Genomic DNA, 25,142 nt, shown 5'->3' on the forward strand with positions numbered 1-25,142 from the left:
ACCACCCAAAACCGGGGAGCGGAGGACCGCTCCCACCAATTCCTTGTCCGAAACCTTAGTTCTCGGAGACTGCCCCGTCTTTTGCACCGTTGTCTTGCTCGAATTCGACGGCGTCGTCAACAGCCACTTCTTCAGCTTCCGAGAATTCGCCCTCTTCAGGAGCGATTTCTTCCTCGGTTTCCTGAATAAGGTCTTCAGGGGAGATCCAGCCCGCTGCAACACGAGCGGACATTACAATATTTTCAGCATCTGCGCGGGAGAGGTTGAAGCCGGTGAGCGCGCCATCGACGCGAACCACTTCACCCTTTTTGCGCTCGGTCCAACCAATGAGATCGTCAGCGGAGCAACCAGCAAGATCTTCGATGTTCTTCACATCGTCCTTGCCAAGCGCAACGAGCATCGCAGAGGTCAGACCAGCGATCTCGAGCAGTTCATCAGAAACGCCCAGTTCGCGGCGCTGTTCAGCAAGTTCCGCTTCGATTTCTTCAAGGTGCTCACGAGCACGTGCCTGAATTTCAGCAGCGGTATCATCGTCGAAGCCGTCGATGGAAGCGATTTCTTCTGCATCAACGTAGGCAACTTCCTCAACAGAGGTGAAGCCTTCGGATGCCAGAAGCTGGGAAACCATCTCGTCAACGTTGAGGGTCTGCTGGAAGAGGTCAGAACGGATCTGGAACTCTTTCTGACGACGCTCGGATTCTTCTGCCTCGGTCATGATGTCTATGCCCCAACCGGTGAGCTGGGAAGCAAGACGAACGTTCTGACCACGACGACCGATTGCCAGAGACAGCTGATCGTTAGGAACAACAACTTCGATGCGCTCGGATTCGTCGTCCAGAACAACCTTAGCCACTTCAGCTGGCTGCAGTGCGTTCACGATGAAGGTCGCAGCATCGTCATTCCAAGGAATGATGTCGATCTTTTCGCCCTGAAGCTCGCCAACAACTGCCTGAACACGGGAACCACGCATACCAACACACGCGCCAACCGGATCGATGGAGCTGTCTTTGGAAAGAACAGCGATTTTAGCGCGGGAGCCCGGATCGCGAGCAACTGCTTTGATTTCGATTACGCCATCATAGATTTCTGGCACTTCCTGCTGGAAGAGTTTTGCCATGAACTGCGGATGGGTACGGGACAGGAAGACCTGCGGGCCACGCTGCTCGCGGCGAACGTCGAAGACGTAGGCGCGAATGCGGTCACCATTGCGGAATACTTCACGCGGGATCAGCTCATCACGGCGAACAACTGCTTCGCCACGACCTACGTCGATCACTACGTTACCGTATTCAACGCGCTTCACGACGCCGTTGATGATTTCGCCGATGCGGTCTTTAAATTCGTCGTACTGGCGATCACGCTCAGCTTCACGCACTTTCTGTACGATTACCTGCTTTGCGGACTGCGCAGCAATGCGGCCGAAGTCTAGCGGTGGCAGCGGATCAGCGATGAAGTCGCCAAGCTGCGCTTCCGGGTTGCGGGATTTTGCATCCTGCAGGGAAATTTCAGTAGAAACGTTTTCGACTACATCAACAACGAGAAGCAGACGCTGCAGGCGGATCTCACCGGTTTTCGGATTGATCTCGGCGCGGATCTCGGTCTCGGTACCGTAACGCGATCTTGCAGCCTTCTGAATAGCATCTTCGAGAGCCGCAATTACAATGGTGCGATCAATCGACTTTTCCCGTGCAACTGCATCAGCGATCTGCAGCAGCTCCAGTCGGTTTGCGCTGATGGCCATGTCTCGTCCACTCCTTACGCGCCAATTTCCCGTTTCGAATTGGCGTCTGACATATCTACTCGGATCGAAAAGCGGGCGCCAAACAGGCGCCCTCTAACGATCAATGGTTATAGTAATCAGGGTCTACCTCTTCACCCCGTGCGGCTTTTGCCGCTTTATCTGCTTTCAGGGCTGCGTCGATCAGCTCATCTGTCAATATCAGACGGGCATCACCAATTTCTTTAAGAGGCAGCTCTGCAGTGTCCGGCTCACCTGCTGGAACGTCGGTCATCTTCAATGAAACCAGACCGTCATTCATGGCAGTAATGAAACCGCGGAAACGTTTACGACCACCCTGCTGCGGCAGTGTCATCTCGATCTTTACAAGATGACCAACCCAACGTTCGAAGTCGCTGGCACGAACCATTGGACGATCAATACCCGGGGACGAAACTTCCAGATGGTAAGCACCGCTGATCGGATCATCAACGTCCAGCGCAGGGGAAACAGCGTGGCTAATTTCCTCACAGCCCTCAATGTGCATAGTACCGTCTGGCAGCTCAGCCATAATCTGAAGCGTACACCCGTTGTTTCCGGTGATGCGGATACGAACCAAACGGTAACCAAGGTCTTCGATGACCGGTTCTACAATTGCTGCCACACGAGCCTCAAGCCCATGTTCTTTTACAATTCTTGGATCGCTCTCGCTCACGTTCAACCTTCTTCTGTCGTCCGGCTACTTTAGAAATAGCCTTGTCATTTTCCTTTTTGGTCGGGCATTTACTGGCCAAACCATGGCCCAAGAAACAAAAAAGAGCGGGTCCTTTCGGTGCCCACTCTCCGATTGCTCTTCATGAGCCGATAGAGAACTCTTGCGCGCAATATAGTCATTTACCAGAGCTATGCAATAAAAAAACAGAGCTCCGGCAAACAAAAGCCGCAGTACGTACTCAACAACTCTTAGACGCGAAGAAAAGTCAAATAACGGCCAATACGACCTTCTCTGTGCGCCTTCGCCTCATAGCGTGTGCCCGGCCAACCTTCCCAAGGAGTACGCCAATCGCTTGCGCATTCAGCAGTCCATTCGAAGTTGGCGTGGTCGCGGCAATGGCCGAGGGTCCAATCAACGTAGGTGTCGATATCACTTGCCCACCGGAACTGAGCACCCGGTTTCAGGACACGAGCGATGCGATCCAGATTGACCGGATTGATAAAGCGGCGCTTCCAGTGCTTTTTCTTCGGCCACGGATCAGGATAGAGCTGATAGACCATGTCCACGGAGCCTTCAGGCATCCAATCGAGCAGCTTGATCGCGTCATCCTGAAACAGCCGAACGTTCTCCAAGCCTTCTTCGTCCAATGTGCCAACGGCTTTCGCCATACCACTTTGGAACGGCTCCACACCAATAAACCCGATATCAGGATTGGTGCGGGCGCGATGCATCAAATGCTCGGAACCACCAAAGCCAATTTCAAGACAGATGGAAGAGACAGGTTTGCCAAACAATTCAGCAAGGGTTGCTGGTGCTGGCTTGGTGATGTCTACCGACACGGTCGGCAAGAAGTCGTTCATCAAGTTGATCTGGCGCGATTTAAGCGGCTTGCCCACGCGGCGACCGAAGAATGAACCTGTGTAATGGTCTACCATGATAATCGTCGGGCCGGAGGCGTTACCTCCGGCCATTTCTTGTTTGTTGTTATTCGAGATTAGGCGAATTCTTTGGCCAGAAGATCTCTGAGGCCATGCACCAGATCGACCTTCTCCCAAGAGAAGCCACCATCTACAGTCGCTTCGCGGCCAAAGTGGCCGTAAGCAGAGGTGCGCTCGTAAATTGGCTTGTTCAGACCGAGGTGCTCACGAATGCCACGCGGTGTCAAAGACATGATCTCGCGAACTGCGCCTTCGATTGCACTGTTGGAAACCTTACCGGTGCCGTGAGTGTCAATGAAGATCGACTGCGGATCAGGGATACCGATGGCGTAAGACAGCTGAATGGTGCAGCGATCTGCAAGATCAGCAGCAACAACGTTTTTCGCCAGATAGCGCGCAGCGTAAGCTGCAGAGCGGTCAACCTTGGTCGGGTCTTTACCGGAGAATGCACCGCCACCGTGAGGGGCAGCACCGCCGTAGGTGTCCACGATGATCTTACGGCCAGTCAGACCGCAGTCGCCATCAGGACCACCGATTACGAACTTGCCGGTTGGGTTGATGTGCCAGATGGTTTCGTCAGAAATCCACTCAGCAGGAAGGGCTGCGCGAATGTATGGCTCAACAACTGCACGAACATCGTCAGAGGTCATGGTCTCATCAAGGTGCTGTGTAGACAGCACGATGGAGGTCACACCAACTGGCTTACCATCGCGGTAACGAACGGAAACCTGACTCTTTGCATCCGGGCCAAGCGTTGGCTCGTTACCGGATTTGCGAGCATCTGCAAGCAAACGCAGGATTTTGTGAGAGTACAGGATTGGAGCTGGCATAAGCTCAGGGGTTTCGCGGCATGCGTAACCGAACATGATGCCCTGATCGCCTGCGCCTTCATCTTTGCTCTGCGATGCGTCTACGCCCTGTGCGATATGAGCGGACTGTTCATGCAGCAGTACATCGATGTCCACGTTCTGCCAGTGGAAGCCTTCCTGCTCATAGCCGATGTCTTTGATGGCCATGCGAGCAGTGTGGGCAAGAAACTCTTTGGTAAGAGAGGCTGGGCCGCGTGTCTCACCAGCAATAACCAGTTTATTGGTGGTTGCCAGCGTTTCACAGGCTACACGAGCCTCAGGCATTTCACGCAGAAATGCGTCAACGATAGCGTCAGATACGCGATCGCAAACCTTATCGGGGTGGCCTTCCGAGACCGACTCCGATGTAAAAACATAATCTTGACGAGCCATTGGCGAGCGTCCTTCTGGGAAGATAGAAACAATTGAAGCGACGGGGTACCGCCGCTTCAGGTCTCATCAACCAATCTTTGGAAGAAACGTCAAGCCCATAATTTAATGGCTTGCGGTTTGCACAGACTAGTCGTCCTCGCCAGCAACCGCTTTGACCAACTCGACAATTTTCTTACGCACCTTAGGATCTTCAATGCGAACAAAGGCTTTGTTCAATGCAAGACCATCGGTGGAGGACAGGAAATCCACTACGTAAGTGGTTTGAGGATTCTCACCAATGCCATGCGACTCTTCAGGCGTGCCAGGCGCATCCTCAAAGAAAAAGGCTACAGGTACCTTGAGAAGTGTGGCGATATGCTGGAGCCGACTTGCACCAATGCGGTTGGTGCCCTTCTCGTATTTCTGAATCTGCTGGAACGTAATACCCAGGCCTTCGCCGAGCTTTTCCTGGCTCATTCCAAGCATCATTCGACGTAGCCGAACACGGCTACCAACATGCACATCAATGGGGTTTGGTGCTTTTTTGCTGGGCATTACAAAGGCCCTCTTCTTTCATCTTTACGGCCGAGGCCGTTGTTGGGTTTCTTGCCGAAGCTCTCTTTGCGGAGCATTTATTATTATTAGTTGCGCTGTTACGGCCCTAGCAGCCCCTTTTCGCTTTTGGCGCGAATAAGAGACCGACCTCACGCACGTACATGTTGACGATATTTCGGGCTTCTCGTCAATCTCTACGAGTAGGTAACAAGCCCCCTAGTACCAATAGGAGACAAATTATCGTGAGAATAAGCCCCCCAAAAATGGCATTACCTAGGCGAGAATAAGGGGTCGGCTCCAGTAGATTTGGCAGGTGTCCTTGAATAGATCCGGTTTCATTTACATCAATTTCTGCGAGTACCTTTCCTTTTGGATCAATAATCGCCGAAATACCTGTATTCGCCGAACGGACGACAGGAATACCTTGCTCGACAGCTCTCATCCTTGCCTGCGCAAAGTGCTGGTAGGGACCAAATGTTTCGCCGAACCATGCATCGTTTGTCACATTCGCAATAAAATCAGGGCGTTCTGATAACGGAAGGCGCGTATCGGTAAAAATCGCCTCATAGCAGATGAGCGGTTGCACGCTGAGACCATCGCCCCAATTAAGGGCTCGGTAACGATAGCCTGCTGTAAAATCCGACGGGGCTGGAACTAAACGTTCCACACCCAGAGATTGCAGGAGGTTGCGGAATGGTAAATATTCGCCGAACGGAACAAGGTGAACTTTATCGTAAACGTCCAGCACCTCGCCTCGGTCATTTATCGCGTAAACGCTATTATAAAAAAAATCTCCATCACTACGTCTTTCACCGCGAATCCCCCCTGTCAGGAGGATATTTCCGCCCCGAAGAACGTTACCGATCAGAGGTAGAGCGCCCGGCTCCTCCGTCAGCAAATACGGAAAAGCAGATTCAGGCCACACAACGACCGCAGGTTTTGCGGGATCAAGCTTTGCAAGAGCCTTGCTGGTAAGCTCCAGATAGTGTGGAAGCAGAAGGTCGCGATTTTTCGGCTGCCATTTCTCCGCCTGCGGAATATTGGGCTGAATGACCGTGACCTGCCACGGTGTAGGAGAAACTGTCAGCGCGGTATAGCGGTAGGCGCCTGCACCAAGACCAACAGCCAGCAGCAGCGCATAGCTTGCCAGCACCAGACCAGCCCGACGCCCACTTTGGCGCAAGAACGCCGCAGGAGCTGCAAAGACTAGCAGCACATAAAGGCTTAGGCCATAAACACCCAAGTAGGCTGATAGCTGGAGGAAGATGCTGTTTGCATCGGCAACATAACCCCATGCGTTCCAGGGAAAGCCTGTAAACAGGTGACCGCGCAGCCAATCCGCGCAGCTAAGCGCAACAGCAAATACCAGTACCCGCCGCGCTCCTGTACTCCAGAAAAGAGAAGCTAACGCGACAACCAATGCCGGAATAAGCGCAAGGCCTGCAGGCATCAAAGTGACCGCAAAAGGGATCATCCACGCATAGACATCCGCCTCCACCAAGAAGGCCTCCGCGATCCACCAAAGGCTTGCAGCAAAGAAGCCAAAGTGAAACCACCACGCGCTGGAGAAAAATCCCTTAAACCGCGCTCTTCTCTGGTGAGCCGTACCGGCGAACGCCCCATCGAGCACCCAAAGGAAGGACGGAAGGGTTAGCCAGAGAACCGGAAAGAACCCCACCGGAGGAAAGGCTAAAGCAGAAAGAGCACCCAGAAGGAAACAAAGTGCCCATCTGCGTGCTCCTGTATAGAGGAGGAATGGTTGCGCCCACTTATCTGCCAATGCCCGTGCTGCTACAACCATGCCCAAATCTCAGCTCTAACTAGATGCCTATTCTGCGGCAGCCTCCGTGCGTTTGGTACGAAGGCGCGCACTGCCGGCCCTTTGATCAAAGCGGCGGCGATAAATGCGCAGGCGCTTGATGCGACGTGGGTCGGCGTCCAGAACTTCAAATTCATAGCCCGGTAGGCGCTTGTCAGCAATCAACTCACCGCGAACCGGTACCCTGTCTAGCAATGTAAAGAGCATTCCACCCAGAGTATCAACTTCCTCTGCGTGCTCACCCACACTAAAGTCTGTGCCAAGCTCTTCTTGCAGGTCTTCAATATCAACGCGAGGATCAGCTACCCAAACGCCATCGGCGACCTGAGAAACCATAGCCTCTTCGTCTTTATCGTGCTCGTCTTCGATGTCACCAACAACTGTTTCAACGATATCTTCCAGCGAGACCAAGCCATCGGTTCCGCCGTATTCGTCGATGACAAGCGCCATCTGAACGCGGGTCACCTGCATTTGCTTCATCAGTTCAGAAGAAGACATGGATGGCGGCACGAAGTGAAGCGGGCGGATAAGGCCGGTCTGGCTTAGCGGGGTATCCAGATTAACGCGCGCAAGATCAGGCGTATCTTTATCGCCATTTTCTCCAGCACTGTCAGAAGTGGATTTATCCTGCTTGCGGCCTTTGAAAGACTTGTAACCCGCCTGCTCGGCGAAATAGGCCATAAGGTCCTTGATGTGGACCATGCCGCGTGGATCGTCGAGGTTGTCGTGATAAACCGGCATACGAGAGTGGCCGGATTCTTGGAACTTCTCCATCACAAGGCCGATGGAGGCAGTATCATCAACCGCCTGAATATCAGCCCGCGGGATCATAACGTCATCAACGCGAAGCTCGCGAAGCTGAAGGATGTTGGTCAAAAGTTCGCGTTCGGATGCGGTGAAGGCTGCATCAGCGCCCACATCTTTACGCGCAAGCTCGTCTTCAAGGTTGGCCCTGAGCGTGCCGGATGCCTTGCGGCGCATTCTTGCAAAAGGGTTGAGTGCGTTTTTCAGCCCAGCCCAAAGGCCAGGCTTTCTCTCCTGAGGCTCGCTCGTATCTTCGCCGAGCTTCTTGGAGGACGCTTCGCTACTCTCCGCTTTATCGTCTGCAACAGAAGCTTCGCTTGCTGCTGTACTTCGAGGTTCTGAACCAGTCATTTCTTTCTCTTAAATGGCGCACAGTTACGCTGTGCTGACCGCGATCATTCGTCGGCTATAAGCGGCGCATCCTGATAAGGGTCCGGTATATCCAGACGAGCTAGGATCTTGCGCTCTTCGCCTTCCATTTCTTCGGCTTCATCATCAAATTGGTGATCGTAACCGAATAAATGAAGAGTTCCGTGAACAATTAAATGAATTAAATGGTGTTCGAAGGGGATTCCCAGCTCCTGCGCTTCCCGTTCAACGGTCTGCCGCGCAAGGATAATGTCCCCTAAAAGCGGTCCAAATGGCGGCTCTTCCTTATCGTCACCGGGAAAGCTTAGCACATTTGTCGGCTTGTCCTTATTACGCCACGTGCGGTTCAACTCCTGCACGTGATCGTCATCGGAAAACACCAGAGATACCTCTGTCTCCGGCAATGCTTCCAGATCGGAAACCTCACAGGCCATAGCCATGGCCTTTTCAGCCAAGTGTGCAAGGTTATCTTCCGCTGGCCAGCCCTCTGCCGGAATCGAGATATCAATAATCAGCGGGCATGATGGCTCACTCATCATCGGTTTCCTGCAAGCGCTCGTTATTTTGTTTTTGGTTAGCACTCATAGCCTTGGCGGTGTCAGTCACACCTTCAGCGGCCAACAAGGCACGGCGACGCTCAGCGCGGCGACGACCATCCTCATCGTATGCATGAACGATGCGGGCAACCAGTTCGTGGCGCACTACGTCGCTTTCGGTGAAGTTGACGCGAGAAACGCCTTCAACACCATCGAGAATTTTCAACGCCTCTTTCAAGCCGGACATCTGGCCCGGTGGCAAATCGACCTGACTTGGGTCACCCGTCACGATCATCTTGGAATTTTCACCAAGACGCGTCAGGAACATCTTCATCTGCATGGATGTAGTGTTCTGCGCTTCATCGAGAATGACAACAGCGTTGGAAAGAGTACGGCCACGCATAAACGCAAGCGGCGCGACTTCAATCATACCGCTTTCAAGGCCACGCTCGAGCTTCTCTGGCGAGATCATCTCGTTAAGGCCGTCATAGAGCGGACGCAGATATGGATCGACTTTCTCGCGCATATCGCCCGGCAAGAAGCCAAGACGCTCACCCGCTTCAACAGCTGGACGAGACAGGATCATGCGATCAATCTCGCCGCGCTCCAAAAGGGCGGCAGCGTAAGCAACAGCAAGGAAGGTCTTACCGGTACCGGCAGGGCCGACACCAAAGGTCAGATCAGAACGATCCATTGCGCGGATGTAAGCATCTTGCGCAGCGGTGCGGGCAATCAAGGTTTTGCGACGGGTCGCGATCTGCGCAAAGGCCATTCGCGACTTCGGCTCCATCGTCGGAAGCGTCAACTGGGCCTCCGAGGACTGCGCCATGCGAATGGCACCGTCAACATCACCCGGATGTACCTCGTGTCCATTTTGTAGGCTGGCATAAAGGGATTCCAGCGCGAGCTTAGCCTGCTCGCAGCCACTCTTGCTGCCCCTTATGGTTACCTGATTACCGCGCGCGACCGCATCCACACCAATCTTCTGTTCAATAAGTGCTAGATTCTGGTCGAACTGGCCGAACAAGTCGCCAACCAGCCGGTTATCATCGAATGCCAATACCACGTGCATCATATCTGATGCTGCGATGGGTTTCATGGCTGCCCCTACGCGGGGGGAAGAATGGGCGGTGCCCTTCAAGCATTCCTCCGTCTTGAACACATTTCGCTACGCTAACCCTAGCACCTTTTTTCGTGCTGTTAAATAAGGCGTCCTTGTAGACTGCTTGCAGTAGCCTTGAGAATTTCTACAGTCGCAATTTCACCGTATAGCTCTTCAGGTGCATCGACATGCACCGGCTGAAGCCATGCAGAACGGCCAGCAAGCTGTCCTTCCATACGGCCTAGCTTTTCAAAGAGTACATCGATTTTTTGACCGACCAGTGATTTATTGAAGCTTTCCTGCTGCTCCATCAGCAGAGCCTGAAGACGGGCAAGGCGTTCGGTTTTTACCGCTTCCTCAACCTGTTCATCCATGGACGCACCCGGAGTTCCCGGACGCGGACTGTATTTGAAGGAGAATGCAGAGCCGTATGTTACGCGGCGAATAAGGTCCAGCGTGTCTTCAAAGTCCTGATCGGTTTCACCCGGGAAGCCAACGATAAAGTCGCCAGACAGCGCAATATCAGGGCGCACATTGCGGATACGATCAACAAGGCGGAAATATTCGTCACGCGTGTGTTTGCGGTTCATCGCTGCGAGAATACTGTCGGAGCCGGACTGCACAGGAAGGTGCAAGTAAGGCATCAACGAATCCAGATCCCGGTGCGCAGCAATCAGTGCATCATCCATATCACGCGGGTGGGATGTGGTGTAGCGCAGGCGCTCGATACCGTCGATCTTCGCCAGACGGAACAGCAGCTCACCAAGGCCCCATTCGCGGCCATCCGGACCGGTGCCATGCCAAGCATTCACGTTCTGGCCGAGCAGGGTCACTTCACGAACACCAGCTGCCGCGAGGCGCTCGGTTTCAGAAACGATCTGCTCTACGCGGCGGGAAACCTCTGCACCACGGGTGTAAGGCACCACGCAGAAGGTACAGAATTTATCGCAGCCTTCCTGAACGGTCACAAAAGCGGTTACGCCGCGCTTGCGAACAGCTTCTTTTGACGGTGTTGCCAGATGTTTAAACTTGTCCTGAATGTCGAATTCAGTCTCAACAACTCGCGAACCATTGGAGGCGCGGTGTAGCAATTCCGGCAGACGGTGGTAGCTCTGAGGCCCAACAACAAGATCAACAATAGGTGCGCGGCGGGAAATCTCGTCCCCTTCTGCCTGCGCAACACAGCCAGCTACGCTGACCATCATTTGCTTGCCTGTTTTGGCCTTTTCCTCTTTCACCTTACGAACGCGGCCAAGCTCGGAATAAACCTTCTCGGATGCCTTTTCGCGAATGTGACAGGTGTTGAGGATGACAAGATCGGCGTCTTCCATCGTATCGGTAGCAACATAGCCATCGCTGGCCAGTGCATCCGTCATACGGTCGGAATCATAAACGTTCATCTGGCAGCCGTAGGTCTTTACAAAAACCTTGCGCTGGGGCTTGTCCGCACCCACTGCGATAGCCACGTCCTCAGCGGCGCCTTCACCTGTCTTGTTAGAATTGGTGTCCATTTATCCCTCTGCGCTCAACTTCACAGGAGCGCCTGATTTCTAGCCATGCGCCGCCTCGCGCGCAGCACACTCATATCCATCTGTTGCGGCAGCTTTACCTGCTTTTTGAGCGAATGAGAAGTGTTCGTTTACATAGCAGGCTAAACGCTTGGCTTTACGCGGCTATTTAGTGGGTCAAAGCGGTAATTGTCATGGCCCTGACATCCTGCTCCAACGCGGTGGAGAGCGCCTTACGACTTGCGTTTGCCTCAATGGGACGCGCGTCTCCCCACGTTAGTGTTACGTCTACCCCGCCCTCTTTCAAAATGGCCCACAAATGAGGGGGTAGATCCATATCTCCATACCACGCGACATGCGGGCGCCACTGCCGTCCCATCGGCATGCCGTGTAGACGGGTGTAGGCAATGGAAAGCGGCTGTACGTACGTATCGCTGTTGCCGTCAGCATCCATGGCATGATGTACCGCGCCAATAATGGCGGAGCGGAACGGCTTCACCTCGTTCCCGTTGCTGGATGTCCCTTCGGCAAACAGTACCATGGCATCGCCGTCGGTCATGCGTTCTGCCACTTCCCGCGTTACCCGTCTGGTGTCGGTGCGCCGGGAGCGGTTTACAAACACGCTACGTTGCAGCTTGGCAAAAAGCCCGAAGATTGGCCAGCCAGCGACTTCTGATTTGGCAATAAACGAGAGTGGTCGCACTGAACCCAGCACAACGATATCGAGCCACGAGATGTGATTGGAGGTGATGAGAAGCGGTCTATGAGCTGCCATTGCGCCCACTTGCGTAACCCGAATACCCATCAGCCTTCGGGTTACCTGATGCCAATATAGCGGCAACTTGCGCTTGATCGACCAATTAAATTTAAGCGCAAGCCATTGTATGGGAATGAGAACCAGAGAGAGAATTGTCACAAGGATGAGGACAACAACCGCTCTGAAACTACCCATTACTCACTCTCATCCTTTTTGAGAGGAATGCCGTAAAGCTCCAGTCGGTGATCCACCAATTTGAAGCCTAAGCGACGAGCGACTTCTTCCTGAATTTTCTCGATTTCTTCGCTGCGAAATTCAATCACTTTGCCGGTTCGAAGATCGATCAGGTGGTCATGATGTTCTTCAGAAACCGTTTCATAGCGCGAGCGACCGTCACGGAAATCATGCCGTTCAATGATGCCAGCATCTTCAAACAGCTTCACAGTACGATAGACAGTGGAGATGGAGATGCGTGGATCAATCGCGGATGCGCGGCGATACAGCTCTTCAACATCTGGATGGTCGGAAGCGGATTCTATGACACTGGCAATGACACGGCGCTGGTCCGTCATTCTCATGCCTTTAACCGCACACAGCTCGACCAATGTCATTTCATTTTCTGTGACCATTAGGTGCCCTATAAATTTCCAAGAGCGTCATGGTTCGAACTGAATCGCCCAAAACGCGCTAATTCTTTGTTTTCGGGCGTCTTCTAATCCGCAAAGTGCGCCAACTTTCGGCTACACGCCCAAGAACTTTCAAACCAAACTTGTAAGCGCTTCGCGATCAGTAATCAATTGAGATCACAGCGCATTACCAAAGCTGTTCCTGCCCCTTCGCTGGCGCTGTAGTAGCTTTTGCGCTCGCCAACTTTGGTGAAACCCAAACTTTTGTAAAGAGATACCGCACTTGTGTTGTCTTCATCTACCTCAAGGAACAAGCTTTCCACGCGTTCCGAGTATAAATGGAAAATTCCGGTCTCCATCAGGGCACGGCCAACACCCCGCCCCCGACTTTTCGGGGAGACGGCAATCGTCAGCACCTCAGCCTCTCCCGCAACTGAGCGCAGGATTAAGAAGCCGATAGGGTCTCTGCTGGAAAGTGCACCTGTATATCGCGCGACGAAAAACACGTTCGTGCGCTGCTCGAACATTTTGGAAAGTTCAGAGGTGCCCCATTCATGCGCGAAACACTCGGCATGAACATTGGCAAGAAGCGGGAGTTCCGCTTCCTCTGCTCTTTCAACTATGAACGGAGACTTTTTAAGCCACCCGGTGATCATTGACGCCGAATTCTTCCTTTTTCCGTCGGTTTTGCATCTGGTGGACGCAAGTAGAGCGGCATAGGAGATTTCTCGTCCTCGGGAGCCTTGCTTCCCAAGCGGGCGACATATTCGATCGACGCACAAGCGGCGTGACTGCAAATGCGGGAGGCATCAAGCCCTGCTGCGTTTGCAATTGCCTGTGCGGCGGAACCTGCCAGAAGCGTTTCCGGATCTAGCGCGAATGCCAGATCCTTTACCGTCGATACCCGAGCCTCTCCTACCGGTTCACCATCAGCAGTGAAGTTCTGACAATAAACTTCATCGCGGCGCGCATCCAGTGCAACAAGCAGCGGGCGCTTTTCACCGGTTCTGTCCAGAGTTTCGGCAGCAATCGCTGCAAGCGTGGTAACGGGAACCACCGGCTTTTCCAAAACCAGACCAAAACCACGAGCGATCGAAAGTCCAACGCGCAGCCCGGTAAAGCTGCCCGGCCCGACGTTGACCACAACACGGTCTAGAGCGTTAAAGGTAGTCTGTGACTCGGCCATAACACTACCGACCATGCTCATAATTCTTTCGGCATGGCCCCTACCCAAGTCTTCGGACTGGGCAACAATATTTTCACCTTCTTCACCCTGCGTAAGAACAGCGGCGGCACAGGTGCTTAATGCAGTGTCAATTGCGAGTAGCTTCATGATGCCTCATTAACGTTGAGACAAGAAAATGTCGAGGGCGCTTTTCGATCTAGCCCTTTAGTAGCGCTTGATTTTTGGAAAAGCGAAAGGGCAGCCAAGCCGCCCTTTTCATTAAAACTTTATTAGACTTACTGGATTTGTCTAACTTCTTGAACTTCCGGAATAAAATGGCGCATCAGGTTCTGAATACCGTGGGATAACGTAGCGGTTGAAGATGGGCAACCAGCACACGCGCCGCGCATTGTTAGGTAAACTACGCCGTCGCGATAACCTCTAAAAGTGATGTCGCCACCATCCTGCGCGACGGCAGGTCGCACTCTTGTCTCCAGAAGTTCTTTGATTGTGGAGACGGTTTCTTCGTCACCCTCGTCAAAAAACTCTTCGCCAAGGTCTTCATCGCCTGCCGCTTCACCCTTCAGGATCGGCTGACCGGACATGAAGTGCTCCATAATCGCGCCAAGGATCGCCGGGCGCATATGCTGCCAGTCGGTATCATCCTTGGTTACAGTAATGAAGTCATAGCCGAAGAAAATGCCGACCACACCAGGAATGGTGAACAGAGCTTCAGCCAGTGCCGAAACGCTTGCTTCCTCAGAACTACGGAAGTCGCGGGTACCCTCTGCCAGTACCACGCGGCCCGGGAGGAATTTCAAGGTTGCCGGATTTGGCGTTGCTTCAGTTTGGATAAACATTTTCTCATTTCCAAAGATGACGATTTAGACAGCGCATTACGTTGCGCACTCTCCGATTAATCGGCACGCGCTACATATACCCTAAGGCGCAGGCTGTCATTGTCGTGCACACACGAACATTCTGTGTGCTCTCTAGCATAAATCAGGCTAGGGCGGCTATAGCATCATCGTCCAAGTTGCCCGGCACAATCGTGATCGGGATCGGGAACGAGCCCGCTGACTTACCCGCAATAGACGACACCAGAGGCCCCGGCCCCTCTTTGCTTGTACCTGCTGCAAGCACGAGGTTGGCAACGTCGGCATCAGTATCGATCAATGCCATGATCTCGTCGGACTTGTTGCCTTCGCGAATAACCTGCTCAGGTTCCGTTCGCGCCGCTGCCCTTACGGCTTCCGCCGCTTTTGCCAAGGTGGTTTCTGCCGCTTCCATTGCCTCAGCGCGCATAATATCTTCAACACCAAGCCAGTGCGAGAAATTACCCGGCGCTATCACATAGAGAAGCAGGACAACGCCCCCAGTGCGCGCTGCGCGCTTGGCTGCGTAAACGATGGCCCTGCCGCATTCGGGAGTGTCATCCACCACCACGAGGAACTTGCGTTTGTGGCCTTCCTCGTTACTTTTTCTGATCGCTACCATTAGGTTATGCTGCCATCACGTTGGCGGAGCGGCAAGCACAAAGACTTGCCGCGGTCCAATAATCGCTATGAAAACTCTTCTACGCACACATCAATTAGAGAATGAACTGCGATAGATCCACGTTTTTAGCCAATTCGCCGATATGCTGCTTCACATAGGCAGCATCCACCACAACGCTATCACCAGAGCGGTCCGGTGCGGAGAAGGAGATATCATCAAGGATACGCTCCATCACCGTCTGAAGACGGCGGGCACCGATGTTCTCGATCGTCGCATTCAAGTCCACCGCGATGGTCGCAATCTCGTCGATTGCATCATCGGTGAACTCGATGTTCACCTGCTCGGTAGCCATCAGCGCTACGTACTGTTTGATGAGGCTGACCTCGGTGTCAGTCAAAATGCAGCGGAAATCATCCTTGGTCAGCGCTTTCAGTTCAACGCGGATCGGCAGACGACCCTGAAGCTCTGGCAGCAGATCAGATGGCTTTGCAACGTGGAAAGCACCCGATGCAATGAACAGGATGTGGTCGGTCTTTACCGGTCCGTGCTTGGTAGAAACAACGGTGCCTTCGATAAGCGGCAGTAGATCGCGCTGAACACCTTCGCGGGAGACATCGCCGTGGCGGCCGTCTTTTGCGCAGATCTTGTCGATCTCGTCGATGAACACGATACCGGAGTTTTCAACGAGGCTAATTGCTTCCTGAACTACCTTTTCCTCGTCCAGCAGCTTGTCGGACTCTTCTTCCAGCAGCAGCTTGTGGCTGTCGCGAACGGACACGCGTTTCGTTTTGGTCTGACCACCAAAGGCTTTGCCCAGCATGTCAGAAAGGTTCATCACCCCAACGCTACCGCCCGGCATTCCCGGAATGTCGAAGTTCGGCATCTGAGGGGCCGCGCGGACCTCGATCTCGATTTCTTTCTCATCTAGATCGCCTTCGCGCAGTTTTTTGCGGAAGGTGTCACGGGTTGACGGGCTAGCGTTCTGACCAACCAGCGCATCAAGAACGCGTTCTTCTGCCAGAACATGTGCCTTGGCTTCTACGTTCTTGCGGCTCTGCTCGCGAACGAGAGAAATGCCAGCTTCAACCAGATCACGGACGATCTGCTCCACATCGCGGCCAACATAGCCAACCTCGGTAAACTTGGTTGCTTCCACCTTGGTGAACGGAGCATTTGCAAGCTTTGCAAGGCGGCGGGAAATCTCAGTCTTACCGACACCAGTGGGACCGATCATCAGAATGTTTTTTGGCAGAACTTCCTCACGCAGCCCTTCATCAAGCTGCTGGCGGCGCCAACGGTTGCGAAGCGCAATCGCAACGGCGCGCTTGGCATCGTGCTGCCCGATAATGTAGCGATCAAGTTCTGATACGATCTCGCGCGGAGAAAAATTCGACATACCTTTTTACTTTCTTGTCGGGGGCACAATTGCTGCAATCGGAGTTCCGGCCAGTGGTTTCATGATCCACTTTCTTGCAAGGGGCCAACCGGAACCAATCGACAAAACAAAAAGCCCAAGAATGAGCATAGCGGCAGCGATCAAGACTTTTTCGTCAACGCTAACCGCTTGGAGCAGCGTGAAAATCGCAACTCCCATATATCCAAGACCTGAGATGAGCAGCGCTCTACGGTCGACAATCAAAGCAACAACACCAAGCAGAAGCACCATGAAAATCATGATCAGCGCTTCGCCGCTGCTTTGTAAATTCTCTGAGAATGTGGCGAGTAGGCCATGGGCAATCAAGGGGGCTGCCACCAAATGCAGCCAAAACCCTTTATCAGCACTCAGTGTTTGGCGTTTCGGGTCGCGGCTATCATAGAACATCGCCACCAGAAAACTGGCGAAACCCGCCACAAGAACAAACACCTGCAGCTGACCATCGGAGACGGTTCCAAGACCGTCCTCCAAGAAGCCATAGGCCATAACGATAATAGCTAGCAAACACTGGGCAAGCGCTATCGGCACACCAAAACGGGCGTAAAACAGAGCCGAACCCAGAAGGGCTCCGGCACCCGCTGTCCATATTTCCTCCGGCGTATCCAGAATGATAAGCCGTGAGGTACTGCCATTGATCCAAGCCCAAAAATCAGGCGCAAACAGCGCTGCTCTTAGCAGCACAGATAGCGAAAGCCCTGCGAAAATCGCGAAGGAAAGGGAAAGAACAATGGAAGGCAGCGCCAGCCGCTGTTTATTTGCAAGCCACTCGGCCAAGCCCCAGCTAACCGCAGCCACGCCGCCAAAAATGACCAAGTTTGCCATTTCAAGCGCGTAGCCGCCTGTGAGCAGGCCGACAATCAGAATAACCAGTCCGGCGGAGATAAAGACATCATGAAAGCCGCGCACAAACCGCACATCCTCAAAGTCGGCAGAAGGGGTTGCCTCCCTCTGCTCTGACAAGAGGAAATCATAGAGGTTTTGTGCTGTGTCAGCTGTCAGGATGCCTTTGGAGACAGCCCTATCAAGACTGTCCCGATTGATCATCCAAACTCTCGATTGTGAGGCTATCGTTGGTGTAGACGCAGATCTCGGCAGCAATTGCCATGGACTTGCGGCAGATTTCTTCAGCGCTCAGGTCAGTATCCATCAAAGCGCGCGCAGCTGCGAGGGCGTAGTTACCGCCAGAGCCAATGCCCATCACACCGTTTTCCGGGTCGAGCACGTCGCCTGTACCGGTCAGAACGAGAGAGACGTTCTTATCCGCTACCAGCATCATCGCTTCCAGACGGCGCAGATAACGGTCTGTACGCCAGTCTTTGGCAAGTTCCACACATGCACGCATCAACTGGCCCGGATACTGCTCCAGCTTGGCTTCAAGGCGCTCGAAAAGGGTAAATGCGTCGGCGGTGGCGCCAGCAAAGCCCGCGATAACCTCACCCTTTGCCAAAGGGCGCACTTTGCGTGCAGTGCCTTTGATAACGGTATGGCCGAGCGACACCTGCCCATCACCGGCGATGACCACCTTACCGCCCTTACGAACGGTTAGAATGGTTGTTCCGTGCCATTGTTTCGGCTCATGATTTTCGCTCATACGAACCACTCCAAACTACTGATTTCTAATTGCGAAGCTGATCGTCAGATCGCGTAAGTGATCCATTATGTATGTGGTCCTTCCCGCGTTGCCAATGCAGGACCCTCAAAAAACTTAGGGTTCTTGTAGTTCTATGTAGCTTGCCTCACGCATAAGCCGGTTTACCAGCTTGTCGAGTCGTGCCTGAGCAGGCGGCTTGGCAAGGTCACCGTTTTCATCAAAAGCTTTGAGGCCAAAGTTTACGCTGATCATCTCTGGCAGTACCGTTGCCCCAAGCCCCATTTCCAAAACAGTGCGAAGATGCAGCAGACTGCGAATGGAGCCATAAGCCCCCGGAGAGACGCCGCCGATTGCATAGATGCCCTTGCCATAGACCTCTAAAGGCTCTTCCTCGGGCAGCTGGATGCGACTGATCCAATCAAGAGTGTTTTTCAAAAGCGGTGTGATAGAAGAGTTGTACTCCGGGCTGGCAATGAAAACACCGTGATGGTTCTCGATCAAAGCCCTAAGTTTGTAGACGTTGTCGGGAATCCCGTCATTTTCTTCAAGATCACCGTCGTAGATCGGCAGCGGATAGTCACTGAGGTTGATCATTGTCGTATCAGCGCCAGCAAGGCTAAGGCGCTTGGCAACCAGAGCAGCAAGTTGCCCATTAAGGGAACCGCCGCGTGCGGACCCAGAAAAAACAAGAATTCTTGGCATGGTAACGCCTCCCGCATCGTTCATTTGAACTGCTGAAAATTTGCGAACCTAGTGGCGACAATTAGCGGCTAACGGGGTGCCTGCGTCAATACCTGAAGAGCCGGAAAAGATATTATGGTTTTCGGTAGACCCATACCCGTGCTGGCGGAATATTCTGCAAAATCCAGCCCGAACGCTGCCACTTCATGCCCTCCATGTCCAGAGGCACTGGAGAGGCCAGCGAATAGGAGAACTGAATAAAGGGCGCGCCCGGCTTTAGAAGGTCGAACGCAAGTTCAAGACACTTCAAGCGCTCTTTAGGAGGACGGGTAACGAGAGGAAGGCTTGAGACGATGGCGCTGAGGCTCTCGGAACGAAGGCCCGGTATGGCCTTGTCCATATTGTAAGCATCGCCCTGAACCACCTTGAGCCCTGCAAAGTTCACGCGCAGGTGATTGCAAAAGTCGGTGCTGTATTCGAGGCAGATGAGCTTTTCGCGAGGTACACGGTGCAGAATTTCTTTGGTAACGGCACCCGTTCCGGGGCCAAGTTCCAGCACTGGACCATCAAGTTGTCGAGGAATGTAGCTGGCCATTCGAGCGGCCAGCTTAGGACTGGAGGGCGCAACGGCACCTGTTCTGAGCGGCGATGCGGCCCAGTTACGCACAAAACGCGTTTCTTTCAAAAGTCGCCGCCAAGTTTTATCAACGGCGACTCTAGTATCCTGCAGCATCCAGCCCTCCCTGCCCTGAGGATTTCCTCAAGAATATAGAGGCTGTTTCTACCTATTGGTAGAGCTTAGCCCTTTATATTTTCAAGAAAGTCTTTTGCTCTGGCGAAGAAACCCGTCGATTCTGGGTGGTTTTCGCCAGAAGATTCTTTCTCGAATTCCTGAAGAAGCTCTCTTTGACGTTTAGTCAATTTGGTTGGCGTTTCCACGACAACCTGAATGTACATATCACCGAACTGGCTAGAGCGCATGATCGGCATGCCTTTACCACGCAGACGGAACTGTTTTCCGGTCTGGGTGCTTTCCGGCACTTTCACGCGAGCTGTACCGCCATCAAGGCTCGGCACCTCAAACTGACCGCCAAGCGCTGCTGTGGTCATAGAGATCGGCACGCGGCAGAACACATCCGAGCCATCACGCTGGAAGAATTCATGAGGCTTGATATTGAGGAAGATGTAAAGATCGCCGGATGGACCACCGCGCAGACCGGCCTCCCCTTCGCCGCCCAAGCGGATGCGGGTGCCGTCTTCGATGCCAGCTGGAATATTGACCGACAGAGTGCGTTTTTGCGTTGTACGGCCGGTACCGCCACAGCTATCGCACGGATCAGTAATGATCTCACCGCGGCCCTGACAGGTCGGGCAGGTGCGCTCCATGGTGAAGAAGCCCTGAGCCGCACGTACGCGACCTACACCGCCACAAGTGGAACAGGTGGTTGGCTTGGTGCCCTTCTTGGCGCCGGTGCCAGTACACGCTTCACAGGTAACAGAGGTCGGAACCTCGATTTCAACGCTCTTGCCTTCGTAGGCTTCTTCGAGGGTGATTTCGAGATTGTAGCGCAGGTCAGCACCGCGCTCACGGCCCGGAGCCCCGCCACGACGACCACCGCCGCCGCCAAAGAATTCGTCGAAGATGTCGGACATCGCAGAGGCAAAGTCATGGCCGTGCTGGGCACCGCCGCCAAAGCCGCCGTTTTCGAACGCAGCATGACCATAGCGGTCGTACGCTGCACGCTTCTGGCCGTCCTTGAGGGTATCGTAAGCCTCGCTAACTTCTTTGAACTTGGCTTCTGCCTCATCATCCCCCGGATTGCGGTCAGGATGAAACTTCATAGCTAGTTTGCGGTAGGCGCTTTTGAGTGCTTTTTCGTCAGCGTCACGTGACACCCCCAGCACATCGTAGTAATCGCGCTTAGACATTATAAATTGAGCTCCAAAGACCTACGCGTCTGTGTCGGGCATTGCGTTTTCATCGACTGTTTTCCTTCTCGTTCGCGGGGTCTCGACTTGCAGCAATCAAAGTCCGCGCTCCTCATAGGGGAGCCTGTTGGAAAATGTCTTACGTCAATGCCTGTGTATTTTTATAGCCGCCTTACATAGAAAGCTGGCACTTGGCAATCCGTCAAACGGGCCAGATATCACTGACCAATCCTGCTGAGGGCACTTGTTGCCTCTGTCTCAACCCTTGGGGTTGTCAGCGGATTTGCGTCTTGCGGATCCCTTAACTCCCTGAAATCCTGAAAGGACCCCGCAGAGCGAACTCTGCGGGGTCTTTGTCATTAGCGGGACTTCTTGTCGTTGTCGTCGATTTCTTCGAAATCAGCGTCTACAACATCGTCAACCGGCTTTTGAACGTCGCCGTCGTCGCCATTGCCTTCTTCCTCAGCCTGAGCTGCAGCATACATTGCTTCGCCCAGTTTCATGGAAGCTTCGGCAAGAGCCTGGGTCTTCGCGGTGATGACTTCCTGATCGTCGCCGTCCAGAACTTCTTTCAAAGAAGCCATTGCGGTTTCAATCTTGGACTTGTCTTCATCACCCACTTTGTCACCGTATTCCTTGAGGGACTTCTCGGTGGAGTGGTACAGCGCTTCGCCCTGGTTCTTGGCTTCAACAAGAGCCTTACGTTTCTTGTCGTCTTCAGCGTGAGCTTCTGCGTCCTTGACCATCTGCTCGATATCGGTGTCGGAAAGACCGCCAGATGCCTGAATGCGGATCTGCTGTTCTTTACCGGTGCCCTTATCCTTAGCGGATACGTTCACGATACCGTTGGCGTCGATGTCGAAAGCAACTTCAACCTGCGGCACGCCGCGTGGTGCTGGTGGAATACCAACCAGATCAAACTGGCCAAGAATTTTGTTGTCAGCAGCCATTTCGCGTTCACCCTGGAACACGCGGATGGTTACAGCAGTCTGGTTGTCTTCAGCGGTGGAGAAAACCTGAGACTTCTTGGTCGGAATGGTGGTGTTGCGGTCGATCAAGCGGGTGAATACACCGCCGAGGGTTTCGATACCCAGAGACAGCGGAGTAACGTCAAGAAGAAGAACGTCTTTAACGTCGCCCTGCAGAACGCCTGCCTGAATTGCAGCACCCATTGCCACGACTTCATCAGGGTTCACACCCTTATGAGGATCTTTGCCAAAGAACTGCTTAACAGTTTCCTGGATCTTAGGCATACGGGTCATACCACCAACCAGAACGACTTCGTCGATCTGACCTGCAGCAAGACCTGCGTCTTTCAACGCTGCCTGCATAGGCTTGATGGTGCGCTTAACCAGATCTTCAACCAGCTGCTCGAATTTCGCGCGGGTCAGTTTCATGGTCAGGTGCTTAGGACCGGAAGCATCTGCAGTGATGAACGGCAGGTTGATTTCGGTCTGGGAAGCGGAAGACAATTCGATCTTCGCTTTTTCAGCAGCTTCCTTCAGGCGCTGCAGAGCAAGCTTGTCGTTCTTGAGGTCAATGCCCTGTTCCTTTTTGAATTCGGAAGCAAGGTAGTCAACCAGATGCATATCGAAGTCTTCACCACCGAGGAAGGTGTCACCGTTGGTGGACTTAACTTCGAATACGCCGTCACCGATTTCCAGAATGGACACGTCGAAGGTACCGCCACCAAGGTCATAAACCGCGATGGTTTTACCGTCGTTTTTGTCCATACCGTAAGCAAGTGCAGCTGCGGTTGGTTCGTTGATGATACGCAGGACTTCAAGACCGGCAATTTTACCGGCGTCTTTGGTTGCCTGACGCTGAGCATCGTTGAAGTATGCAGGAACGGTGATAACAGCCTGTGTTACCGGCTCGCCGAGGTAAGACTCAGCGGTTTCCTTCATCTTCTGAAGAATGAATGCAGATACCTGAGATGGGGAGTACTTGTTGCCTTCAACCTCAACCCATGCATCGCCGTTGTCTGCCTTTACGATGTCGTAAGGAACCAGACCTTTGTCTTTTTCGACTGTCGGATCAGAATAGCGACGACCGATCAGACGCTTTACAGCGAACAGAGTACCAGTCGGGTTGGTTACAGCCTGACGCTTTGCTGGCTGACCAACGAGCTTCTCGCCATCATCGCTGAACGCGACCATAGAAGGAGTGGTGCGAGCACCCTCTGCGTTTTCGATTACTTTTGCTTCTTTACCGTCCATGACGGCTACGCACGAGTTTGTCGTGCCGAGGTCGATACCGATGACCTTTGCCATATTACTCTCTCCTTTCGGCAGACCGACCGAACCCATCAGGCGTTCGGAAGACGCGGACTACCTAAGTTGCCGCCGGCCCCCATTTTGATTGTTGTGCGGGCTTGTGGTGAACACAAACGCAAACTTCAAAGGGCTATATAAGTTGGCTATCAGGGGCCTGCAAGACGTCAACAGCTTTATAAAGCTACAAGATTTGATAGCACCCTCTAGAACTACGTGTTTTCCAATATTTTCTGTGCGAAACAATCTTAAGAATCCCTGTCCTTTTTATGGCGAAGAGGAAGTAACTCATCCAATGGTAGGGAGTATCCACCAGGTTGAACAACACGCACATGCTCTTTTGCCAACAAACGAGGCGAATCTACCCCACATGAGCGGGCAATCATTTCCACCTCCTCACGGATCTGCTGGCAGTAACGTGCAACGCGTTCGCTTTTTTCAGTAGGATCAAGGCCAGCCTGTAAAGCGCGGTCATGAGTGGTGATGCCAGTTGGACAGGTATTTTTGTTGCACCGAAGGGCTTGAATGCAGCCCAGAGCAAACATGAAACCGCGAGCCGAAACGGTAAAATCCGCACCGCAGCTTAGCGCCAATGCAACAGCGGAGGGTGTTATTAACTTACCAGAAGCAATAAGCCGGATGCGATGACGAAGGCCGTGCTCTCGAAGAATGTGGTCAACTAGCGGCAGAGATTCTTTAATCGTCAGGCCTACATTGTCCATAAGCGGCATGGGAGCTGCGCCTGTCCCGCCATCTGCAGAATCTATCGTGATAAAGTCCGGCGCGGATTCTATTCCCCGCCTATGGATCTCGCGGCACAAGTCCTCAAGCCAACCCGAAGTACCGATAACGGTTTTGAAACCGACAGGCTTTTGCGTTCGATCTCTCACATGCTTGATGAAATCGAGGAGCTGCTCAACAGTTGCAATATCAAGGTGTCGGTTGGGCGAATGGGATGGCTGGCCAACTGCAATGCCACGTATCTTTGCGATTTCTTCGGTTACCTTTTCTCCCGGTAGCAGCCCGCCTTTGCCCGGCTTAGCGCCTTGCGAGAGCTTCACCTCGATCATTTTTACTTGATCGTGCGCTGCCACCTCATCAAGCTTTTCATCGCTCAGGAGACCGTCCGGTGTTCGAACGCCGTACTTCGCCGTGCCTATTTGGAAGATGATGTCAGCGCCGCCTTGCAGATGGTAGGGAGACAGCCCTCCCTCTCCTGTATTCATCCAGCATCCGGCAGCTTTAGCCCCTCGTGACAAGGCCAGAACAGCAGGGCGAGAGATCGCGCCGTAGCTCATGCCGGAGATATTGAAGAAGCTAGCAGGGGTATATGGCTTTTCGACATAAGGACCGAGTGTCAGAGGCGCGGGCTCCTCCATATCCTCATCCAGTTTGCCGAACGGAGAGTTCACGAAGATCGCGGTACCGGGGAGATTCAGGTTTTTGGTGGAACCGAAGGCCAGCGTATTACTTTTACCTTCCGACGCACGATCCACCCAGCTCCTTAATGCACGGTTGAATGGCATCTCCTCGCGGTCCATGGCAAAGAAATATTGCCGGAAGAACTCACCGAGATAGGTGAACAGGGAGCGGAAGCGGCCAACCACCGGAAAGTTATGGCGGATCGCGTCCTTATGCTGGCTCTTATCGATGAAGTAGAGAACGATAAAGCAAACGACCAGTATGATCAGCAAGAGCGCGAACGCGGCCGCAAACAGGTTCAAGACCAACATCAACGAGGGTGGCAACAAGTTCATACTGGCCTCCGGCGGTTCGCTTTTCAAACGAGTGGGTCGGTGCTCCAGATCAGCTCAGATGGCAGCCTTTAGCCTTGGCGCGGTGCTTGAGCCGTTCAAGGTAGCAGTGCTAGTGTCGTGCTGATGAGTTAAGTCTATCCTAAGGGGC

At 53.3% G+C, this 25,142-nt stretch carries 24 protein-coding genes; all 24 read right to left on the reverse strand.

The features are described 5' to 3' along the window. Positions 1–55: 55 nt before the first annotated feature. The 24 genes from nusA to E1162_RS11770 all read right to left on the reverse strand — a co-directional run bounded on the left by nusA (position 56) and on the right by E1162_RS11770 (position 24,994). Positions 56–1,741: a transcription termination factor NusA gene (nusA, locus tag E1162_RS11655; RefSeq protein WP_155130871.1), complete on the reverse strand. Its 1,686-nt coding sequence runs from the start codon at positions 1,739–1,741 to the stop codon at positions 56–58. Between the two features lie 100 nt (positions 1,742–1,841). Next, positions 1,842–2,432, reverse strand: a complete 591-nt coding sequence (gene rimP / locus E1162_RS11660; RefSeq protein ID WP_371311913.1) for a ribosome maturation factor RimP — start codon at positions 2,430–2,432, stop codon at positions 1,842–1,844. 248 nt (positions 2,433–2,680) lie between these two features. Next, positions 2,681–3,367, reverse strand: coding sequence for a tRNA (guanosine(46)-N7)-methyltransferase TrmB (gene trmB, locus E1162_RS11665; protein ID WP_155131004.1), 687 nt, complete (start codon positions 3,365–3,367; stop codon positions 2,681–2,683). Positions 3,368–3,426: 59 nt separating this feature from the next. Next, on the reverse strand, positions 3,427–4,611 hold the full coding sequence (gene metK / locus E1162_RS11670; RefSeq protein WP_155130875.1) for a methionine adenosyltransferase: 1,185 nt from the start codon (positions 4,609–4,611) through the stop codon (positions 3,427–3,429). Between the two features lie 126 nt (positions 4,612–4,737). Next, positions 4,738–5,145, reverse strand: a complete 408-nt coding sequence (locus E1162_RS11675) for a helix-turn-helix domain-containing protein (protein WP_155130877.1) — start codon at positions 5,143–5,145, stop codon at positions 4,738–4,740. Between the two features lie 187 nt (positions 5,146–5,332). Continuing rightward, positions 5,333–6,946 (reverse strand): apolipoprotein N-acyltransferase, encoded by a 1,614-nt coding sequence (gene lnt / locus E1162_RS11680; RefSeq protein WP_155130879.1) that lies wholly within the window; start codon positions 6,944–6,946, stop codon positions 5,333–5,335. Positions 6,947–6,973: 27 nt separating this feature from the next. After that, positions 6,974–8,119, reverse strand: a complete 1,146-nt coding sequence (locus E1162_RS11685; protein ID WP_155130881.1) for a hemolysin family protein — start codon at positions 8,117–8,119, stop codon at positions 6,974–6,976. Between the two features lie 44 nt (positions 8,120–8,163). Beyond that, positions 8,164–8,673, reverse strand: coding sequence for an rRNA maturation RNase YbeY (gene ybeY, locus E1162_RS11690; protein WP_155130885.1), 510 nt, complete (start codon positions 8,671–8,673; stop codon positions 8,164–8,166). Beyond that, positions 8,666–9,772 (reverse strand): PhoH family protein, encoded by a 1,107-nt coding sequence (locus tag E1162_RS11695; protein ID WP_306455034.1) that lies wholly within the window; start codon positions 9,770–9,772, stop codon positions 8,666–8,668. The genes ybeY and E1162_RS11695 overlap by 8 nt, the downstream gene beginning before the upstream one ends. A gap of 101 nt (positions 9,773–9,873) precedes the next feature. Next, on the reverse strand, positions 9,874–11,286 hold the full coding sequence (gene miaB, locus E1162_RS11700) for a tRNA (N6-isopentenyl adenosine(37)-C2)-methylthiotransferase MiaB (RefSeq protein ID WP_155130887.1): 1,413 nt from the start codon (positions 11,284–11,286) through the stop codon (positions 9,874–9,876). 166 nt (positions 11,287–11,452) lie between these two features. Then, the gene (gene olsA, locus E1162_RS11705; protein WP_155130889.1) at positions 11,453–12,235 is read right to left on the reverse strand and encodes a lyso-ornithine lipid O-acyltransferase; all 783 of its coding nucleotides are present in this window, start codon (positions 12,233–12,235) and stop codon (positions 11,453–11,455) included. Further along, positions 12,235–12,669 (reverse strand): Fur family transcriptional regulator, encoded by a 435-nt coding sequence (locus tag E1162_RS11710; RefSeq protein ID WP_155130891.1) that lies wholly within the window; start codon positions 12,667–12,669, stop codon positions 12,235–12,237. The genes olsA and E1162_RS11710 overlap by 1 nt, the downstream gene beginning before the upstream one ends. Before the next feature lie 164 nt (positions 12,670–12,833). Next, a complete protein-coding gene (rimI, locus tag E1162_RS11715; RefSeq protein ID WP_155130894.1) occupies positions 12,834–13,322 on the reverse strand; it encodes a ribosomal protein S18-alanine N-acetyltransferase in 489 nt (162 codons plus the stop codon). Further along, positions 13,319–13,999: a tRNA (adenosine(37)-N6)-threonylcarbamoyltransferase complex dimerization subunit type 1 TsaB gene (tsaB, locus tag E1162_RS11720; RefSeq protein ID WP_155130897.1), complete on the reverse strand. Its 681-nt coding sequence runs from the start codon at positions 13,997–13,999 to the stop codon at positions 13,319–13,321. The genes rimI and tsaB overlap by 4 nt, the downstream gene beginning before the upstream one ends. Before the next feature lie 128 nt (positions 14,000–14,127). After that, positions 14,128–14,691: a NifU family protein gene (locus tag E1162_RS11725; RefSeq protein ID WP_155130899.1), complete on the reverse strand. Its 564-nt coding sequence runs from the start codon at positions 14,689–14,691 to the stop codon at positions 14,128–14,130. A 142-nt stretch (positions 14,692–14,833) separates the two neighbouring features. Further along, positions 14,834–15,328, reverse strand: coding sequence for a universal stress protein (locus tag E1162_RS11730; RefSeq protein WP_155130901.1), 495 nt, complete (start codon positions 15,326–15,328; stop codon positions 14,834–14,836). Between the two features lie 94 nt (positions 15,329–15,422). Continuing rightward, entirely contained in the window at positions 15,423–16,724 is a 1,302-nt protein-coding gene (gene hslU / locus E1162_RS11735) for an ATP-dependent protease ATPase subunit HslU (RefSeq protein ID WP_155130903.1), read from the reverse strand. 6 nt (positions 16,725–16,730) lie between these two features. Beyond that, entirely contained in the window at positions 16,731–17,807 is a 1,077-nt protein-coding gene (locus tag E1162_RS11740; RefSeq protein WP_155130905.1) for a hypothetical protein, read from the reverse strand. Continuing rightward, positions 17,785–18,354 (reverse strand): ATP-dependent protease subunit HslV, encoded by a 570-nt coding sequence (gene hslV / locus E1162_RS11745; RefSeq protein WP_155130907.1) that lies wholly within the window; start codon positions 18,352–18,354, stop codon positions 17,785–17,787. Before hslV ends, E1162_RS11740 begins: the two co-directional genes overlap by 23 nt. A 114-nt stretch (positions 18,355–18,468) precedes the next feature. Next, positions 18,469–19,056 carry an NADPH-dependent FMN reductase gene (locus tag E1162_RS11750; protein WP_155130909.1) on the reverse strand — a complete coding sequence of 196 codons (588 nt, stop codon included), beginning with the start codon at positions 19,054–19,056 and terminating at the stop codon, positions 18,469–18,471. A 112-nt stretch (positions 19,057–19,168) separates the two neighbouring features. After that, on the reverse strand, positions 19,169–19,768 hold the full coding sequence (locus tag E1162_RS11755; RefSeq protein WP_257098918.1) for a class I SAM-dependent methyltransferase: 600 nt from the start codon (positions 19,766–19,768) through the stop codon (positions 19,169–19,171). Between the two features lie 65 nt (positions 19,769–19,833). Next, positions 19,834–20,964: a molecular chaperone DnaJ gene (dnaJ, locus tag E1162_RS11760; RefSeq protein ID WP_155130911.1), complete on the reverse strand. Its 1,131-nt coding sequence runs from the start codon at positions 20,962–20,964 to the stop codon at positions 19,834–19,836. A gap of 359 nt (positions 20,965–21,323) precedes the next feature. Further along, positions 21,324–23,237 (reverse strand): molecular chaperone DnaK, encoded by a 1,914-nt coding sequence (dnaK, locus tag E1162_RS11765; RefSeq protein WP_155130913.1) that lies wholly within the window; start codon positions 23,235–23,237, stop codon positions 21,324–21,326. Between the two features lie 248 nt (positions 23,238–23,485). Next, complete coding sequence (locus E1162_RS11770; RefSeq protein ID WP_257098919.1) at positions 23,486–24,994, reverse strand: FMN-binding glutamate synthase family protein; 1,509 nt, start codon at positions 24,992–24,994, stop codon at positions 23,486–23,488. Positions 24,995–25,142: the final 148 nt, after the last annotated feature.

Source organism: Pseudovibrio flavus, from assembly GCF_009711345.1.
Taxonomy (GTDB): domain Bacteria; phylum Pseudomonadota; class Alphaproteobacteria; order Rhizobiales; family Stappiaceae; genus Pseudovibrio; species Pseudovibrio flavus.